The sequence below is a fragment of the Nocardiopsis sp. NPDC055824 genome (assembly GCF_053616335.1).
On record NZ_JBSHDN010000145.1, the window covers coordinates 1 to 16,988 of the forward strand.

Annotated in this window: 14 protein-coding genes; 5 read left to right on the forward strand and 9 right to left on the reverse strand. The window is 75.1% G+C overall.

The genetic code is table 11. The annotated features are described in order from the left end of the window. Window positions 1-155 precede the first annotated feature (155 nt). Complete coding sequence (locus ACWGL3_RS23505; RefSeq protein ID WP_344178949.1) at window positions 156-1,061, forward strand: sulfotransferase; 906 nt, start codon at window positions 156-158, stop codon at window positions 1,059-1,061. A gap of 203 nt (window positions 1,062-1,264) precedes the next feature. Next, window positions 1,265-2,395, forward strand: coding sequence for a glycoside hydrolase family 26 protein (locus tag ACWGL3_RS23510; protein WP_452461789.1), 1,131 nt, complete (start codon window positions 1,265-1,267; stop codon window positions 2,393-2,395). Window positions 2,396-2,485: 90 nt separating this feature from the next. Here the strand turns inward: ACWGL3_RS23510 and ACWGL3_RS23515 are convergent, their stop codons facing one another. The 9 genes from ACWGL3_RS23515 to ACWGL3_RS23555 form a co-directional block, all read right to left on the reverse strand. Beyond that, window positions 2,486-3,070 carry a GNAT family N-acetyltransferase gene (locus ACWGL3_RS23515; RefSeq protein WP_267948126.1) on the reverse strand — a complete coding sequence of 195 codons (585 nt, stop codon included), beginning with the start codon at window positions 3,068-3,070 and terminating at the stop codon, window positions 2,486-2,488. Between the two features lie 54 nt (window positions 3,071-3,124). Then, window positions 3,125-4,627 (reverse strand): glycosyltransferase, encoded by a 1,503-nt coding sequence (locus tag ACWGL3_RS23520; protein ID WP_267948127.1) that lies wholly within the window; start codon window positions 4,625-4,627, stop codon window positions 3,125-3,127. Further along, complete coding sequence (locus tag ACWGL3_RS23525; RefSeq protein WP_452461785.1) at window positions 4,624-5,082, reverse strand: UDP-N-acetylglucosamine--LPS N-acetylglucosamine transferase; 459 nt, start codon at window positions 5,080-5,082, stop codon at window positions 4,624-4,626. Before ACWGL3_RS23525 ends, ACWGL3_RS23520 begins: the two co-directional genes overlap by 4 nt. Window positions 5,083-5,321: 239 nt before the next feature. Further along, window positions 5,322-6,929: a lipopolysaccharide biosynthesis protein gene (locus ACWGL3_RS23530; RefSeq protein ID WP_452461786.1), complete on the reverse strand. Its 1,608-nt coding sequence runs from the start codon at window positions 6,927-6,929 to the stop codon at window positions 5,322-5,324. After that, entirely contained in the window at window positions 6,899-7,780 is an 882-nt protein-coding gene (locus tag ACWGL3_RS23535; protein WP_267948130.1) for a sulfotransferase, read from the reverse strand. The genes ACWGL3_RS23530 and ACWGL3_RS23535 overlap by 31 nt, the downstream gene beginning before the upstream one ends. Before the next feature lie 179 nt (window positions 7,781-7,959). Further along, window positions 7,960-9,183, reverse strand: coding sequence for a phosphotransferase (locus ACWGL3_RS23540; protein ID WP_344178901.1), 1,224 nt, complete (start codon window positions 9,181-9,183; stop codon window positions 7,960-7,962). Next, window positions 9,180-10,631, reverse strand: coding sequence for a ligase (locus ACWGL3_RS23545; RefSeq protein ID WP_452461787.1), 1,452 nt, complete (start codon window positions 10,629-10,631; stop codon window positions 9,180-9,182). Before ACWGL3_RS23545 ends, ACWGL3_RS23540 begins: the two co-directional genes overlap by 4 nt. Further along, window positions 10,631-12,712, reverse strand: coding sequence for a lipopolysaccharide biosynthesis protein (locus ACWGL3_RS23550; RefSeq protein ID WP_452461788.1), 2,082 nt, complete (start codon window positions 12,710-12,712; stop codon window positions 10,631-10,633). The genes ACWGL3_RS23545 and ACWGL3_RS23550 overlap by 1 nt, the downstream gene beginning before the upstream one ends. Window positions 12,713-13,064: 352 nt before the next feature. Further along, entirely contained in the window at window positions 13,065-13,457 is a 393-nt protein-coding gene (locus ACWGL3_RS23555) for a DUF4190 domain-containing protein (RefSeq protein ID WP_267948134.1), read from the reverse strand. 384 nt (window positions 13,458-13,841) lie between these two features. On the opposite strand from ACWGL3_RS23555, the gene purN reads away from it, so the two are divergent. From purN to ACWGL3_RS23570, 3 genes are read left to right on the forward strand one after another with little or no spacing between them, the layout of a single operon-like run. Further along, window positions 13,842-14,489, forward strand: coding sequence for a phosphoribosylglycinamide formyltransferase (purN, locus tag ACWGL3_RS23560; RefSeq protein WP_267948135.1), 648 nt, complete (start codon window positions 13,842-13,844; stop codon window positions 14,487-14,489). Continuing rightward, window positions 14,486-16,054, forward strand: coding sequence for a bifunctional phosphoribosylaminoimidazolecarboxamide formyltransferase/IMP cyclohydrolase (purH, locus tag ACWGL3_RS23565; protein WP_267948136.1), 1,569 nt, complete (start codon window positions 14,486-14,488; stop codon window positions 16,052-16,054). Before purN ends, purH begins: the two co-directional genes overlap by 4 nt. Before the next feature lie 29 nt (window positions 16,055-16,083). Beyond that, entirely contained in the window at window positions 16,084-16,944 is an 861-nt protein-coding gene (locus tag ACWGL3_RS23570; protein WP_267948137.1) for a bifunctional methylenetetrahydrofolate dehydrogenase/methenyltetrahydrofolate cyclohydrolase, read from the forward strand. The last annotated feature ends 44 nt before the right edge of the window (window positions 16,945-16,988 follow it).

Here is a 16,988-nt window from a genome sequence, read left to right on the forward strand (position 1 = left end):
GACCTCCCCGACCGGGGCCGTTCGCCGTCTCCGGGAAACGACTTCCCGCCGGGGCCCGCCCCCCGGCGGGAAGTCGCGTTCCGATGTCGGATCGTGACCGGTGGTAATAGTCTGAGGGTGTGGATGACGGTTATCGGTTGGTGTTCGTCGGCGGCATGGGCCGGTCCGGGTCGACCCTCATCGAGCTGCTGCTCGGAGAGCTGCCCGGGTTCTGCTCGGTGGGCGAGATCGTGCACCTGTGGCGCCGGGGGCTGGTGGAGAACGAGAGGTGCGGCTGCGGCCGGCCGTTCTCCGAGTGCGGGTTCTGGACCGACGTGGGCGAGGAGGCGTTCGGCGGCTGGGGCCGCCTGGACGCCGGACAGGTGCTGCGGCTCAAGGACGGGGTCGACCGGACCCGGTTCCTGCCGGCCCTGCTGGACGGTGCGCGCGAGGGCCGCCTCTCCGCCCGCTGCGACCGCTACACGGAGCTCTACCACCGCCTCTACGCGGCCGTGTCCCGGGTCAGCGGCGCGCGCGTGATCGTGGACGCCAGCAAGCACGCCTCCCTGGCCGCGTGCCTGCGCCTGCGCTACGGCTCCCGGATGCGGCTGCTGCACGTGGTGCGCGACCCCCGCGCCGTCGCCCACTCCTGGGGCAAGAGGACGATCCGCCCGGACGCGAGCGAGGCCAGCAGCGAACCGGAGATGGCGAGGTACTCCGCCGGACGCGCGGCGGTCCAGTGGATGGCCCAGAACGCCGCGTTCGACGCCCTCGCCGGGCTCGGCACCCCCACCCTGAGGGTCCGCTACGAGGACTTCGTCGCCGAACCGGGCGCGGAGTTCGCCCGCATCGCCGCGTTCTCGGGCTACACGGGCGAGACCGGGGGCGCGGGCGGCCCGCTGGCGGCCGGGGGGAGCGGCCGGCTCTCCGGGGGCCACGCGGTGTCGGGGAACCCCATGCGGTTCACCGCGGGCCGGATCGGCGTGCGTGCCGACCACGGGTGGCGGGAGTCCCTGGCGCCCTGGCGGCGCCACCTGGTGACCGCGGTGACGGCCCCGTCCCGCAGGCGCTACGGATACTGAGATCCCCGTGGCGGAACGGGCTCCCGTTCCCGGCGCGTCCGCGGCTTTCTCCCGCCCGTGTCCCGGGGCTTGTGCCGTGGCGGGGTCCGATTTCCGAGGACGTGTCGCGTTGGGCCGGGTGAGGGTGTTGCGTGCCGAAATTGTAACGTATAGTAGTCAAGTGAACACTCTAGGTTGTGTTTCTTCTGGCTAGGGGGCTCGAAGTGGACAGGGGACCGGTACGGGCCATGGCGGCCGCGGGGGCACTCGCCCTCGCCATGACACTTGTCGGCGCCGCGAGCGCGCCACCGGGGGAGGCCACGGCCCCCGACCGCCGGTCCGTCCCGCCCGACACGCCGTCCGAGGACGCGGCGACGTTCCTCGGACTGCCCGCGGCGAGGGAGTACCGCTGCACGGTGTCGGAGATCCTGGAGCCCTCCTGCGGGGTCTGGTGGGGGGCCAGCCCCTACGAGAACCGGGTGGAGCAGCTGGAGCAGGCCGCCGACCGCGACATGGACATCGTGTACACCTGGCGCGGCATCGACCAGGCGGACATCCCCGGACGGCGCGAGCGGAGCATGGCCGCCGAGGGCAAGTTCGTGCACACCAACATCGAGGCCCGCCGCTTCACCCGCCCGGGACACCCGGCCGTCTCCTACGCGTCGATCGCCGACGGCGAGTTCGACGAGCAGCTGCGGTCCCAGGCGCGCGGCATCGCCGAGCTGGGCGTGCCCTACTTCGTCACCTTCGACCACGAGGCCGACGCCAACAGGCGCTACAACAAGCGCGGCACGCCCGAGGAGTTCGTGGCCTCCTGGAGGCACATCGTGGACCTCTACCGGGCCGAGGGCGCGGACAACGCCATCTGGGTGTGGAACGTGACCGGGTGGGAGGCCAACCTCGACCGCCTCCCCGGGCTCTGGCCGGGCAACGACTACGTCGACTGGATCAGCTGGGAGGCGTACAACATGTCCACCTGCGACGCCCAGCCGAACTGGACCGAGACCCACTCGTTCGAGGAGGCCCTGCGCCCCGCCTACGACTGGATCCAGACCGAGGGGCCCGCGCACGGCATCGACCCGGACAAGCCGGTGATGATCGGCGAGATGGGCACCACCGACATCGGGCCCCGCGAGACCCTGGAGTGGTACTCCGAGATCCCCGACGTCCTGCGCCGCTACGAGCGGGTGCGCGCGGTCAAGATGTGGGACAACGAGCTGACCCCGGGGTGCGACTTCCGCATCGGGGCCAACGAGTACGCCCAGCGGGGGTTCCAGCTGGCCGGACAGGACCCGTACGTGCGCCTGCCCGAGCGGGTGCGGCGCCTCGCGGAGGACGCCGCCCGGCGCGACTGAGGCCGGAGGCCCCGGGCGCCCCGCGGGGCGCCCGGGGCGCGCGGCACGGGAAACGGGGCGGGCGCGGGCGGTCCGCCGGGGGGAGGCGCCTCAGCCCCCGACGGGCCGGGCCATGGACCAGGTCCTCGGACCGCCGTCCGGCAGGTCGTACTCCGCGGTCACGGCGAACCCCAGGGACTCGTAGAGGCCGACGTTGCCGTACGCGGAGGTCTCCAGGAAGGCGGGGACCCCGGCCGCGTCGGCCTCGCGCAGCCCGGCGGCGACGACCGAGCGCCCCAGACCCCGCCCCTGCGAGCCCGGGTGGACGCCGACCGTGCCCAGGAACCACACGGGTTCCGCCGGGCGGTGGCGGCCCATCTCCTCCTCGGCCGCGGCGTAGGCCGCGGCCCGATCGCCCGCGAGCTCCACGAACGTGGGCAGCAGGCGCTCCATGACGGCCTCCGCGCCGCCGGAGTCCGGGGTCGTCCAGACCGCGACGGCGTCCAGGCCCTCGGACACCAGGACCCGGCCGTGCGGGAGGCCGATCTCGGCGAGGAAGAGCCGCTGGAACTCCCTCAGCCGGGCCGCGTGGTCGTCGGCGGAGATGGTGTGGCGTGTGAAGGGGTAGTCCGCGAAGGCCGCGGCGAGCGTGTCCGCCGCCCGCTCCACGTCCCCGACCGCAGCTTCCCTGACCATGTGCTCCCCCGTCTCGTCCGTGTCCCGGACGGGCCCGGGACACGGCACACGAGGTTACACACCCCTCCCGCGCAGGTGGAGCGCGCGCGTGATCCACCCGGGCGGCACACCGCACACCACGAGCAGCGCCAGGTAGGCGCGCCCCTCGGCCGCCCGGTGCCGGAGGGTGGCGCCGATCCACCCGAGCGCGGCCCCGCGCCGGCCCGCCGACGCCTCCGCGAACGCGATCTGCCCGGCGACGCGGGCGTAGCCGCGCGGCACCAGCCGGAACTCGGGGTAGCGCTCCAGCAGCCAGCGCAGCGCCTTGGAGATGGTCTGCCAGCGGCCGGCGAAGTGGGAGCGGCGGTGCCACAGGACCCGTACGCCGGGCTCGGGGATGTTGCGGATGGGCGCGCGCCTGGCCAGCCGCAGCAGCAGCTCGTAGTCCTCGCCGTAGCTGCCCGGGATCTCCTCGCTGACCGTCCCGCACCCGTCGAGCATGGCGCCGCGGCGGATCAGGAACGTGGACGGGTGCAGCTCCGTCAGCCGCGACGCGAGCAGGTCGCCGAAGGTGACGCTGGTGCGGTCCAGGCTCCGCTCCGCCTCGACCCGGTCGTAGACCACCCTGATGCCGCAGCACACCATCTCGGTCCCCGGCTCGGCGCGCATGACCTCCACCTGGGCCCTGAGCTTGCCCGGCATCCAGGTGTCGTCGTCGTCGCAGAAGGCGACCAGCTCGGTGTCGGCCGCGAGCACGCCGGTGTTGCGGGCCCCGGCCAGGCCGGGGGTGAGGGTGTTGGTGACCACGCGCACGGGGCGCTCGCCGTCGGCGCGGGCCAGGGCGGGGTCGGGCTGGTCGTTGTCGAAGACCACGATCGTGGTGATGCGGCCCGGGTACTCCTGCTCCTCGACCGCGCGCAGGGTGCGGCGCAGCAGCTCGGGGCGGTCCCGGGTGGGCACCACCACGGTCACCTCGGGCCAGGCGCCGGCGGGCCGCACGACGGGTTCCGGTGCGCCGGGACCGGCGCAGGTGTCCGTCAGCAGGTCGATCAGCTCCCCCGCGCGCAGCGCCGCCCGCTCCGGGCCCCCGTCGGCGGAGGGGCGGACGCGGAACGCCTCCGGTGAGGCGAGGGCCTCGTCGATGAGCGCGGACAGCTGCTGGGGGCTGGAGCAGGCGCGGACCCGGCCCGCCTGCTCCAGACGGCGGACGAAGAGGAGCTGGTGGTCGTCCACGTGCTCGCCCAGCTCGGGGTCGCGGGCGACGACGACGGGCAGGTGCCCGGCCCGGCGCGCCTGGACGATGGTCCCCGGACCGCCGTGGGTGACGACCACCTGCGCCTCCCGCATGCGGGCGCCGAGTTCGTCGCCGGGAAGGAAGGGCGTGCCCGCGGCGACCTCCGGCGCGGTGCTGTGACCGTGCTGCACCAGGATGCTCAGGTCCCGGTGGCGGCGGGCGTAGTCGTCGGTCCACCGGACCAGGCGGTCGAAGGCGTGGTGGTCGGTGCCGATGCTGACGACCACGTCGGGGTGGTCGCCGGCCTCGGGCCTCTGGGTCGGACGGGTGGTCTGTTCTGTCACAGGAGCGGTCCTACCGTGATGGCGGTCGGCATGAAGGTCCGCTGCTCCTCCCACTGGGTGAGGAACAGGCGTGTGAAGGGCCGGCACAGGCGCGCGGTGAGGGTCGGCGTGTCGATGCGGTCGTAGACCTCGATGTAGACGGTCGGGATCCGCAGCAGCCAGGCCAGGGCGAAGAACGGCAGGGCCACCCCGGCGCCGGTCGTGACGACGGCGGAGGGGCGCCGCTCGCGCAGGACCCTGAGGGCCAGCCACGTGTTGCGCAGCAGGTTGCCGACGTCGCGCGTGGTGGGGTGGAAGGCCCAGTGCACCCGCTCGCCGTCGAGGGCGGCTTCGGCGTCGGGGGTCCGGAAGGTCACCCACGCGCGCTCGCGCCCCTGCCACCAGGGGCGGAGCGAGCACAGCTGGGTGAGGTGACCACCGCTGGAGGCCACCAGGAGAACCGGGGATGCAGGCATGTTGTCATCATTCCATAACTGAGAGTAGTCATACGGATGGTCGGCGCCCCGTGCCGCGCGGGTCGCCGCGGCGCGGCCACACGGCACGCGGTCCGGGAAGGGCGGATCCGGGGCAGGGCGCGCGGACCCCGGGGCCCGTACCCGAGCTGCCCGCGATCCGAGGGCCCGGGGCGGGCGGCTCGGGCGGCGCGGGCGCGGGGGACGCCCGAACCGCCCGCGACCGGGGGCGGCGGCGCGGTTCATCCGCGCGGGCGCAGGCCGAGAAGCCCCCTCAGCGACCACACCGTCGCCGCGTGGCCCAGGACGCCCGCGGTCAGGGCCGCTGCCGCCGCCGCGAATCCGCCGCCGGCCACCGCGTCCGCCAGCAGGGGCAGGGCGCCGAACCACAGCACGGCGCTGAGCGCGGCGGCCGCCACCGGCCGACCGAACGGGTGCAGCACCACCTGTGACCGCAGCTGCCACAGCGGGAGCGCCTTGCGGACCAGGACCGCCGCGACCAGGGCCACGGCCGCCCCCGTGGCCCCCGCCCACGGCACGAGCGCCACGCACACGGCCACGTTCGCGGCCAGCGACAGCATGTTGTTCAGGAGGTTCAGCCCGGTGCGTCCCGTCATCGTCAGGATCAGGTCGCCCATGCCCAGCACGGACCCCAGCAGCTGCCCCGCGCACACCACGACCAGCGCCGTCGCCCCTTCCGCGTAGCCCGGTCCGAAGAGCCGCATCACCTCCGGGGCGAACACCAGCACCGACAGGTACAGCGGCCCTGTCATACACAGCAGCCACGCGGTCCCCGCCCGGTACAGGGACCTGATCCCCTCGTGGTCCCCCGTCGCCACCTGCTCGGCGAACCTCGGCTGGGCGGCGAACAGCACCGCCTGCGTGCCGAACTGGCCGACCACCATGACCCGGGTGGCGGCCGTGAACACCGCCGCGCCGGCCAGGCCGCTCAAGAGGGCGACCAGCACCACGCCGCCGCGCTGCACCCCCATCTGGGCGAGCCCGCCCAGCGCGCGGGGGAGCGCGAACGTCCAGAACTCCCGGGCCGCGACCGGCTCGGCCCCGGCGCCCCCCGCCGGGGCGGGGTCCTCGCGAGCCTGGTCCCCCCGGTCCGCACCCGCTCCCGGCCCGTGCCCCGGGCCCGCCCCGGGCCGCGCACCCCGCAGGATCCGACCGAGCCAGAACCACGCCAGCGCCGCGGCGGGCAGGTACGGCCCCGCCCAGGCCAGCGCCAGCAGCCCGGCCGATCCCGTGACCGCGATCCCCGCCACGAGCCCCAGCTGTGCCAGCGGGCGCCCCACCCGGTCCACCAGCACGGTGCCGGCCATGTCGTGGTGTGCGCGCGCCGCCGCCAGCGCGGAGTCGGTGAGCACCGCGAACGGCAGGAACACCGCCAGCAGGCGGAGGTAGGCCGCGGCCTCCCCGCTCCCCAGGGCGCCGGCCATCGGCTCGGCGAACACCAGCAGCGCTCCCGCCAGGACGCACGCGGCGCCGACGGCGGGCCCCATGGCCAGCCGCAGCAGACGGGGCACGGCCCCGGGCCGGCCGAACACGCGCATCCTGGCGATGAAGTACACGAGCCCGTCCGGTGCGCCCAGGTTCGCCACGACCGCCGCGATCAGGAACACCGACGTCGCCGAGAACAGCAGGCCCGCCGTCTCCTGCGAGAACGCCCTGGTGATGGCCACGATCAGGAGGAGGTTCAGCCCGGCCCCGACCACGGCCCCCGCCATGTTGACGACGCCGCCGCGCAGGACGGGGCGCAGACCCGCCCCCGGTCCGGCCGTCCCGCCCGCGTCCCGCCGGTCCGCGGTGTCGGTCACGCGCGCCACGAGGGTGTGCGCCCCCACCAGGCCGCCAGGCGGGCGTCGCTCTCGGCGAACCGCTCCGTCAGCTCCGCCCGCAGCCCCTCGGGCATCCCCGCGCGCTCACGCGCGTTGTGCCGCCCCGGGGCCTCCCCCGGACCGGGGGGCAGCCCCAGGAACCGCTCGATCCCGGCCAGCGCACGCGCCGTCCCGTCGAAGAGGTCGGCGTGGTCCACCACGTGGATCCGGTCGCGCCCCAGGTGCCGCTCCATCCTGAGCAGCTGGTCCGCGTAGTGCCCGCGCGCCACGTACCCGTGGTGCTGGTGGGCGTGCGAGCGGTACCCCGGATCCCCGGCGAGGCGCTCCTCCTCGCCGGAGAGCCGCTTGGCCTCCAGCTCCACGGCGAGGGCGAAGGGCTCGGTCTCGAACCCGCGCGCCGACTCGTGCGCGTGCGCCGAGTACGCCCGCTCCACCGGGTCGCGCAGGATCACGACCACCCGCACCTCGGGCAGGGTCCGGGCGATGCGCTCGGCGGCCAGGGGGTGGAACAGGTAGTACGGGCTGGACTCGAACACCCTCACCCCGGGCCGCCCCCGGCGTGCCCGCAGGGTCGCGCGCAGGGGGAAGTGGGACCGGTACCAGTCCAGGCCGCGGCCGTACCCGGTGTCGAAGTAGTGGACGCCCTTGCGCAGGGTCGGGCCGGTCACGGCCGGGTGCCGGCCCAGGGCCTTGAACAGCGACGTGGTGCCCGCGCGCTGGGCGCCGCAGATCAGGAAGTCGGGAACGGCGCGGGCGGAGCTGGTCATCCCGCCCAGGCCGTCGGCCAGGGGCAGGAGGGCCCGCCGGGCAGGAGCTGCCAGGCGATGGAGCAGTGCGGGGGAGGTGTTCCGCGGCATCGGGTGATCCCTCTCTGGTCTGCGGACGTGGTGTCCGCCGGCGCCCGGCGGGCGGTTCCGGCGGCAGGCGCCGCGGACGTGCGCCGGTGCGGGCGCCGGCGGCCGTCGCGGCCCGGTGTCGGTGGCGTGTCGGCGGCGCGGTCCCCTCACCGCGCCGCCGCGGGGACGCGGGTCCCGGGTCAGGCGGGACCGGCGGCCTCGTGGGCGGCTCTCTCCTGGAGCCCTTCCAGCGCGGGGAGCAGCCAGTCGTCCACGGCCGCGAGGCGGCCGCCGCTCTCGGCCTGCCGGTCGTGCAGGTAGCGCGTGGCCAGGTCGATCAGGTACAGCGCCATGACGGTGGACACGGTGTGCGGGCGCAGCCCGGTCCCGGACATGAGCGGGTCGCGCAGCAGCCGCGAGCCGCTGTCCAGCCACTGGTGCACGCCGGGGTGGACCCCGGCCTGCACGCACTCGTTGAGGTCGTAGTGCAGGGCGTCGAAGCCCGCCGGGGCGTCCAGGCAGAGCCGCTCCCAGTCCCACACGAACGCGCGCCGCGCCGTGCTGGCGATGTTCCACCGGGTGAGGTCGCCGTGCCAGGCCCCGAACGGCACGCGCACGTCCGGCAGCCGCCGCAGGGCGGCGCGCAGCGGCGCGGCCTCGGGCCGGGCGCCCAGCGCCACGATCCGCTCCTCCAGCGAGTGCCGGTAGGGGCTGGTGGAGAGCCTCAGCTCCCGCACGCCCGCCACCGCGGTGATCTGCGTGACACAGCGCAGCAGCTGGCGGCGGGTGGGCCGGTCCGTCTGCTCCCCGACCGGCAGGGCCTCCTGCACCAGCAGCGGGTGGCCGTTCCACTCCCCCTCGTACAGCAGGCGCGGCACGGTCACGTCCCTCAGGGGGGACCCGGCGAGGTGCCGCAGGGCCCGCGTCTCGGCGCGCACCAGGCGCGAGGTCAGGTCGTTGACGGCGACCTTCGCGTAGCCGATGGTCCGTCCGCCCGGTGTGAGCAGGAGCAGGACGGGTTTGCGGTTGGCCCTGGGCGGACCGACGTGGATCGCGATGGACAGGTCGCGGTCGAGGGCGGCGGTGAGCGCGTGCTCGATCCCGGGGCCCGCGCCCACGTACAGGCGGTCGCGGAGGAGGAGCGGGGCCATCCCGGTGGCGAACGCCCCCGTCAGCAGCAGCGTGCGCGCCCTCTCCCGCAGCGAGTGCCCCTGCGCGAAGGACGTGATGCCGCGGGTGGCGGCCGAGCGGTTGTACGCGGGCAGGATGACCCGGGGGTTGTGGGCGCTGGGCACCGGCAGGTACTGGTTGCCGCGGTCGCGGCGGACCCGGCGCCGCATGCCCCTGTCCCCGGGCCCGAGCAGCCCCCCGCACGGCCACAGCACCGCGGCGAGGTCGGTCAGATAGGTCGTCTCGCTGTTCAACGCAGACCTCCGCGTGTGCGCGCGGCCCCGCGCCGCCGGAGTCCGGGCTCGCCGTCCCGCCACAGCAGGGCGACGGCGACCATGGTGACCGCCAGCGGGGACATCAGCGCGACGTAGAAGAACATGTACCAGAACAGCAGCAGCACGGTCAGCAGCGCGCCCTGTCCCACCGGTGAGGCCGTCGACCTGTAGCGCCACGCGACCCACGCGAAGAACCCGGTGGAGAGGGAGGCGCCCACCCAGCCGGTCGTGATGAGGGTCATCCAGAGCTGCCCGGCGTTGCCGATGACGTGCTGGCCGCAGCCGGGGCACTCCGACGTGGGGCCGACCGCGATCGAGTCCGGGCTGCCCTGGGACTCCCTCGTGGTGCCCCACCCCATGACGGGCGACAGGTCGGCCGCCTCCACGGCCGCGGCGTTGGTGGCGGCCCGGCCGTCGTCGCTGTGCGGGGTGTCGGCGCGCGCCCTGACCACGTCCGCGAGCGGCGACGCCGCCAGGACCAGCAGCGCGGCGACGGCGGCTGCCGCGCAGGTCCCCACGAGCACCACCCGGCCCCGGCGCAGCGCGAGCGCGGCGCCGTAGGCGAGGGAGAGCGCCAGGCCCGCCCACAGCGCCCGGTTGAGCGAGTACACGGCGGGGACCACCGCCAGGGCGGCGGCCGCCGATGCGCCCCAGCGGATCCAGCCGGTCCCCTGGACCACCCAGCCCACCACCAGCCACACCAGCAGCAGGGAGAGCATGTACCCCCAGATGTTGGTGTACTCCCAAGGGGCCTTGGGGCGGGCCGAGTCGTATCCGAAGATGTCCATGACCTGTGCGGACGCGGGATGGACGAGGGCCTGCATGTACGCGTCGGAGGCCAGCCCCGGCGGCAGCAGGTACTCCAGCGGCGCGGTGAACTCGAACCGGGGCGCCGCCATCCCCAGGTAGCCGCCGGCGATCGTGGCCAGGCAGAGCACCGACAGCGCCGACACGACGGCCCGCGCGGGCAGCTCCCGTTCGGTCAGGTTGCCGACGTAGAGCAGCAGCACGGTCAGCACGAGGTAGTTGACCACCCTCAGGAGGGCGCCGCCGTAGCCCCCGCTGCCCGGGACCGTGCCGGGCATGTCCAGCGGGACGAGGAGCAGGCCGAGCAGCGACCACACCAGGAACAGGGCCCAGAGCCAGAACCCCGGCGGGACCCGCAGGCCCGCCGTCCGGTGGCGGCGGACGAGCTCGGCGGCCATCGGCACCGCGAAGAGCCAGTACGCGAACTGCCCCATTCCCAGCGCCCACCAGAGCGGGTACCCGGCCAGCAGCCAGACCACGGGGCGCCCGGCGGCGCCGGGGGCGTCCGCGCCGGGCAGGGGACCGGGCACGGACGCCCGGGCGGGACCCGGTACCGCCCAGGGGCCCATGGGAACGGTCGCGGACGCCCGGGGGCCGCGGGCGGACGAGTCTCTTGCCATCAGCGCCGGGCTCCGGAGGCGGACGTGTCGACGGACGCGGGACCGCCGTCCCCCGCGTCCCCTGCGTTCTCCGGGTCCCCCGCGTCCACCGGGTTCTCGGCGTTTCCCGGGCCCTCTGCGCTCTCCGGGGTCTCGGCGGACCCGCCGGGGACCCCGGCCACCGGGGAGGCCGGGTCGGTCTCCACCGTCTCGGCGGTGCACGCGGTCTCCCAGGCCTCTGCGGTGTAGGAGCTCTCCCATGCCTCCGTGGTGTACGGGGCGTCCCACGCCTCGGCGGTGTACGCGAACTTCACGGCCGCCGCGGCCTCGGCGGTGTCCGCGGGGACCACGACGTCCGGTTCGGCGCCCTCGCCGCCCGGAGGGACCGCGGTCTCCGGCCCGGTGTCCCCGGTGTCCGGGTTCCCGGGTTCGGGGTCCGCCTCCTCCGGTTCGGAGGAGGCGGGGGCCGGCCCGTCCTCCGAGGGCGCGGGGCCCTCCGCGGCGACCGGGGCGGGCCCGGCCTGCGGCTGGGCCGGCAGCACCGCGGTGCCCGGGACGGGCACCCCGAACCGGTCCGCGAGGGTGAGCAGGCCGACCAGGTCCGCGCGCCGGGTCCGGTCCAGTTCGACCACAGGCAGGAGCAGGTGGGCCGCCCCGGCCAGGGCGTGCGCGTCGGCGCGCTCGCCCACCGCCGCGACGGACACGACCACGTAGTCGGCGTTCGTGCGCAGCAGCCGCACCAGTTCCGTCATGGCCGTCCCCTGCACCGGCGCGGTCAGTCCCGGGCTCCCGTGGCGCAGGACGCGCAGGCGGGGCACCGCGTCGGGACGCACCTCCAGGTCCCCGGGGTCCTCGCCCTCCAGCAGGGCCTCGGCCAGGCCGGGCCCCTCCGGCAGGCCGAGCAGTTCGCCGACGGTGTCCGTCCTCGGGTCCGAGCAGACCAGCAGCGTCTCCGAACCGGTGCGGGCCAGGGCCGCGGCCAGGTTGACGGCCGTCGCCGCGCCCGCCCGGCCCGGTGTGCCCGCGGCGACGAGGATGACGCGGCCGGGCCCGTCGTCGGCGGTCCCGGCCCGCTCGGAGAGCCCGGCGCCGCCGGGCTCCCCGTCCGGCCCGGCCGCGGGGACGGCGAGGCGGGCGCGCACCAGGTGCGCGAACTCGTTGACCCGCTGGCCGCCGCCCTCCTCGCCCAGCAGGCCGGGGGAGCGGTCGGACGGGGACCGGGACGAACGGGCGGACAGGTCGAGCAGGACCGGCAGCCGTCCGACGCGGGCGGTCTCCTCGGTGTCGCGCAGAAGCGGGTCGAGGCGGTCCCGGGCCACGGCCGCGAGCAGGCCCGCGACGAGCCCGAGGGCCGCGCCGCCGACCAGCCACAGCGCGGGGACGGGGCTGCTCGCACTCTCCGGGAGCCCGGCCGGGGTGATCACGGAGCCGGGGCTGACCGTCTCACGGAGGGCGCTGAGCGGGCTGATCCCGTTGCCGAGGTCGGTGATCTCCTGGCGCAGCGCGTCGGCCCGGGCCGTGGCCTGCGGGGAGGCCGTGCCGTCCCCGGCCGCCTCGGCGAGGGCCTCGTAGCGGTTCTCCTGCTCCGCCCGCAGTGCTTCCAACCGGCTGTCGATCAGGTCGTCGACCCGGGCCCGGCGCAGGGCGAGGTAGGCGTCGGCATAGGCCTCCGCGCCCGCCCGGGCGGCCTCGGGGCTCCCCGCCGAGTAGTGGATCTCCAGGACGTTGCTGTTGGGGGGCACGCTGACCTCGACGCGCTCGCGCAGTTCGGCCGTGGCCGGCGCCGGCCCGGATCCGGTCCCGGCCAGGGTCCGGGCGACGACGGCCGACACCTGGTCCGACACCAGGACCTGTGCCTCGGTGTCGAGGTTGACGTCCCCGGCGAGGCGCCCGGACTGCTCTCCGGTGAACCGCTCCAGCCCGGTGGGCCGGACCTGCACCGACGTGGCGGAGGTGTAGACGGAGGGCAGGGCGAGGACCGCGGCGGTGGCGAGGACCAGCCCGCCGACCACCCCGGCGCAGACCGGCCGCCAGCGGCGGCGCAGCAGCGCCGTGTACTCCCTGAGTTCCGGTCCGGACGATCCGGGGACGTCGCTGTCCATCGAGTCCTCTCGCGCAGGCGTGGTCAACACTTTTAGTGAACGATTGCATACTAAGTGTAGTCCCTTTGGGGGTGGCAGACACTGGGGAAAACAGTCGATTCACCGTGGCGGCGGCCGGAAAAGCCCGGCCCGCGTGCGGGAGGGGTCTGCGGGTGTCCGAGGGGGCGGCCGGGCGGCTTCCGCCGCCCCCTCACACAGGGTCATCGGGTGGGGACCCCGTACCACGAAGGGGAGGGGGCGTGCGGCGGCCGCGGGCCGCCCGGCGGCCCGGCGGAGGGGGGACGCGCGGGTCCCGCGCCGGGGGCGCGGCCGGCGGATCGGCCGCGGCGGGAGGGGCGGCCGGAAGGGGCCGTCAGGCCGCGACCACCGTGGGCGGCAGGCCCGTGGACGACTCCCACGCCTCGTCGCACACCTTCTGGCTCGTCACCGTGTGCGCGCGGGCCGAGCAGTCGCGGAACTCCGTCACCTGGTCGCGGTACACCACGAAGACCGAGGTCAGGGCCAGCGACACCACGACGCCGAGCACTCCCACGACCACGCTCAGCAGGGCTCCCGGGGCCTGGGTGCGGTTCCGTCTCGCCGCTCTCCGCGCCCGGAAACCCTGCACGACGCCGAACACGGACAGCACGGCCCCGTAGGGAGGGAGCAGCAGGCCGGCCGCTCCGAAGAACAGACCCCACAGGCCGCCTCGTTCGACTCTGGGAGGCTGCCCCTCGGTTCGCGGTTCCGGGCTGTTGTCGGTCAAGGTTCTCTCCTTACGGACGCCCCGCCGGGGCGTGGTGGGCCGCTCACGCCTGGGCGGAGCATGCCGGGTCTCGGTGGTCCCGGGGCTGGTCCGGGAGCCGTGGCGGCCCCCGTCACAGTGGCGCCAACGCCGACTCCCCGTGGGTAGACGCTACCCGGCCCGATAGGGTGGGAACGCGGACGGGCCGAGCGGGCCCGGCCGTCACCCGCGACCGCCCGTGGAGGCTGCTCCTCGGGGTGCGGGTGGGGCGCCCCCACACGACGCGGGGCCCGGCCCCGGGTTCCGTGCGGGGCGTACGCGACATCCGGATGCTGCGCCGTCCCCCGGCGCCCCCGGAGCCGGGAGACCGCTCCCGCACCGTTCTCTACACACTGGGAGAAGCATTTGTCCGCGCGAGTTGTGGTCCTCATATCGGGCACGGGCAGCAACATGGCCGCCCTGCTGGAGGCGGCCGAGGACCCCGGCTACGGGGCGACCGTCGTCGCCGTCGGCGCCGACCGCAGAGGTACCCGCGGCATCGAGCTCGCCGAGAGGGCCGGGGTGCCGACCTTCGTCGCCCACTTCCGCGACTACGGCGACCGCGCCCTGTGGAACGCCGCCATGGCCGAGCACATCAGCGGGTACGAGCCCGACCTGGTCGTCTCCGCCGGGTTCATGAGGATCCTCGGGCCCGCCGTCGTCGGCAGCCACCCCGCGGTCAACATCCACCCGGCGCTCCTCCCCTCCTTCCCCGGCGCGCACGCGGTGCGTGACGCGCTCGCCCACGGTGTCCGCATCACCGGCACCACCATCCACTTCCTCGACGAGGGCGTCGACTCCGGGCCGATCATCGACCAGGTCGCGGTCCCCGTCCAGGACGACGACGACGAGGCCAGCCTCCACGAGCGCATCAAGGCGGTGGAGCGGCGGATGCTGGTCGACACGGTCGGCCGGCTCGCCCGCGAGGGCTGGACCGTCGACGGCAGGCACGTGCGGTTCGGCCGCACCGAGCAGAGCGTCGCCGACGCGACCGACACGAAGGAGAACCGGTGAGCCAGCAGGCCATCAGGCGTGCGTTGATCAGCGTGTACGACAAGACCGGGCTGGAGGAGCTGGGCTTCGGCCTGACCGAGGCCGGGGTGGAGATCGTCTCCACCGGCTCCACGGCCGCACGGCTGCGCGACGCCGACATCCCCGTCACCTCCGTGGAGGACGTCACCGGCTTCCCCGAGATCATGGAGGGCCGGGTCAAGACCCTCCACCCCTCCGTGCACGCGGGCCTCCTCGCGGACCAGAACAACCCCGAGCACGTCGCCAGGATCAAGGAGCTGGGCATCGCCCCCTTCGACCTGGTCGTGGTCAACCTCTACCCCTTCCGGGACACCGTCGCCTCGGGCGCCTCCGACGCCGAGTGCATCGAGAAGATCGACATCGGCGGCCCCGCCATGGTGCGCGCCTCCGCCAAGAACCACGCGAGCGTCGCGGTCGTGGTCGACCCCGCGGCCTACGACTCCGTCCTGGAGGCGGTGCGCGACGGCGGGTTCACCCCGGAGCAGCGCAAGCGCCTGGCCGGACTCGCCTTCCGGCACACCGCCACCTACGACGCGGCGGTCGCGGGGTGGTTCTCCGCCGCCTACGCCCCCGACGAGGAGGCCGCCGGGTCCGGCTGGCCGGACTTCACCGGTGTCGGCTACCGGCGCCGGGACGTGCTCAGGTACGGCGAGAACCCGCACCAGCAGGCGGCCCTCTACACGGTCGAGGGGGAGCCCGCCACCGGGCTGGCCGGCGCCGAGCAGCTGCACGGCAAGGCCATGTCGTACAACAACTACGTGGACGCCGACGCCGCGCTGCGCGCCGCCCACGACTTCGACGAGCCGTGCGTGGCGATCATCAAGCACGCCAACCCCTGCGGCATCGCGGTCGGCTCCGACAACGCCGAGGCCCACCTCAAGGCCCACGCCGGCGACCCCGTGTCGGCGTACGGCGGCGTCATCGCCACCAACCGCCCCGTCGGCGCGGAGCTCGCCGGCCAGATCGCCGAGATCTTCACCGAGGTCGTCGTCGCCCCGGCCTTCGAGCCCGAGGCCCTCCAGGTCCTCACCCGCAAGAAGAACATCCGGCTGCTCGTCGCCGACGGGAGCGGGTTCCGGTCCGGGGTCGAGAACCGCCAGATCAGCGGCGGCCTGCTGGTGCAGTACCGGGACATGATCGACGCCCCCGGCGACGACCCCTCCTCGTGGACGCTGGCCAGCGGAGAGGCCGCCGACGAGGCGACCCTCGCGGACCTGGTGTTCGCCTGGAGGGCGGTGCGCTCGGTCAAGTCCAACGCCATCCTGCTCGCCTCCGGCGGCGCGACCGTCGGCGTCGGCATGGGCCAGGTCAACCGGGTGGACTCCGCCGGGCTGGCCGTCACCCGCGCGGGCGACCGGGCGAGCGGCTCGGTGGGCGCGAGCGACGCGTTCTTCCCGTTCGCGGACGGCCTCCAGATCCTCCTCGACGCCGGTGTCAGGGCGGTGGTCCAGCCCGGCGGCTCCGTCCGCGACGAGGAGGTCGTCGCCGCCGCGAAGGCCGCCGGGGTGACCATGTACCTCACCGGCACCCGCCACTTCTTCCACTGATTCCGCTTCACAGCAGCGAGGGGTAACGCATGAGCGCGATCGTTCTGGACGGCAAGGCCGTCGCGAAGTCCATTCGCGAGGAGCTCGCCGAGAGGGTGGCGAAGCTGCACGCCAAGGGCATCACCCCCGGACTGGGGACGGTGCTCGTCGGCGACGACCCGGGCAGCCACTCGTACGTGCGCGGCAAGCACCGCGACTGCGCGCAGGTGGGCATCGCGAGCATCCGGCGCGACCTGCCGGGGACCGCCACGCAGGAGGAGGTGGAGCAGGCCGTCCACGAGCTCAACGAGGATCCGGCCTGCACCGGCTACATCGTGCAGCTCCCCCTGCCCGGGGGACTGGACGAGAACCGGGTCCTCGGCCTGATCGACCCGGTCAAGGACGCCGACGGCCTCCAGCCCGTCAACCTGGGCAAGCTGGTCCTGATGGAGGAGGCCCCGCTGCCGTGCACCCCGCGCGGCATCGTGGAGCTCCTCCGCCGCTACGAGGTCCCGCTCCGGGGCGCCGAGGTGGTCGTGGTCGGGCGCGGGGTCACGGTGGGCCGCCCCCTCGGGCTCCTGCTCACCCGCCGCTCCGAGAACGCCACCGTCACCCTGTGCCACACCGGCACCCGCGACCTGGCCGCCCACACGAGGAACGCGGACATCGTCGTGGCGGGCGCGGGCGTGCCCGGGCTGATCACCGGTGACATGGTCAAGCCGGGCGCGGCCGTCCTGGACGTCGGCGTCTCCCGCACCGAGGCCGGGCTGGTCGGCGACGTCGCGCCGGACGTCGCGGACGTCGCCGGGTACCTGTCCCCGAACCCCGGCGGTGTCGGCCCGATGACCCGGGCGATGCTGCTGGTGAACGTGGTGGAGGCCGCCGAGCGCCGGGCCGCAGCCGCGGCCTGACCGGGGGAGCGCGCACGGGGGCGGCCGCGGGGGGACCCGGGGCC

Bases quoted from the DNA above. Each gene is read 5' to 3' on its own strand.
- ACWGL3_RS23505 (WP_344178949.1), top strand. From the start codon at position 156: ATGGGCCGGTCCGGGTCGACCCTCATCGAGCTGCTGCTCGGAGAGCTG.
- ACWGL3_RS23545 (WP_452461787.1), bottom strand. From the start codon at position 10,631: ATGGCAAGAGACTCGTCCGCCCGCGGCCCCCGGGCGTCCGCGACCGTT.
- ACWGL3_RS23535 (WP_267948130.1), bottom strand. From the start codon at position 7,780: ATGCCGCGGAACACCTCCCCCGCACTGCTCCATCGCCTGGCAGCTCCT.
- ACWGL3_RS23550 (WP_452461788.1), bottom strand. From the start codon at position 12,712: ATGGACAGCGACGTCCCCGGATCGTCCGGACCGGAACTCAGGGAGTAC.
- ACWGL3_RS23570 (WP_267948137.1), top strand. From the start codon at position 16,084: ATGAGCGCGATCGTTCTGGACGGCAAGGCCGTCGCGAAGTCCATTCGC.
- ACWGL3_RS23515 (WP_267948126.1), bottom strand. From the start codon at position 3,070: ATGGTCAGGGAAGCTGCGGTCGGGGACGTGGAGCGGGCGGCGGACACG.
- ACWGL3_RS23525 (WP_452461785.1), bottom strand. From the start codon at position 5,082: ATGCCTGCATCCCCGGTTCTCCTGGTGGCCTCCAGCGGTGGTCACCTC.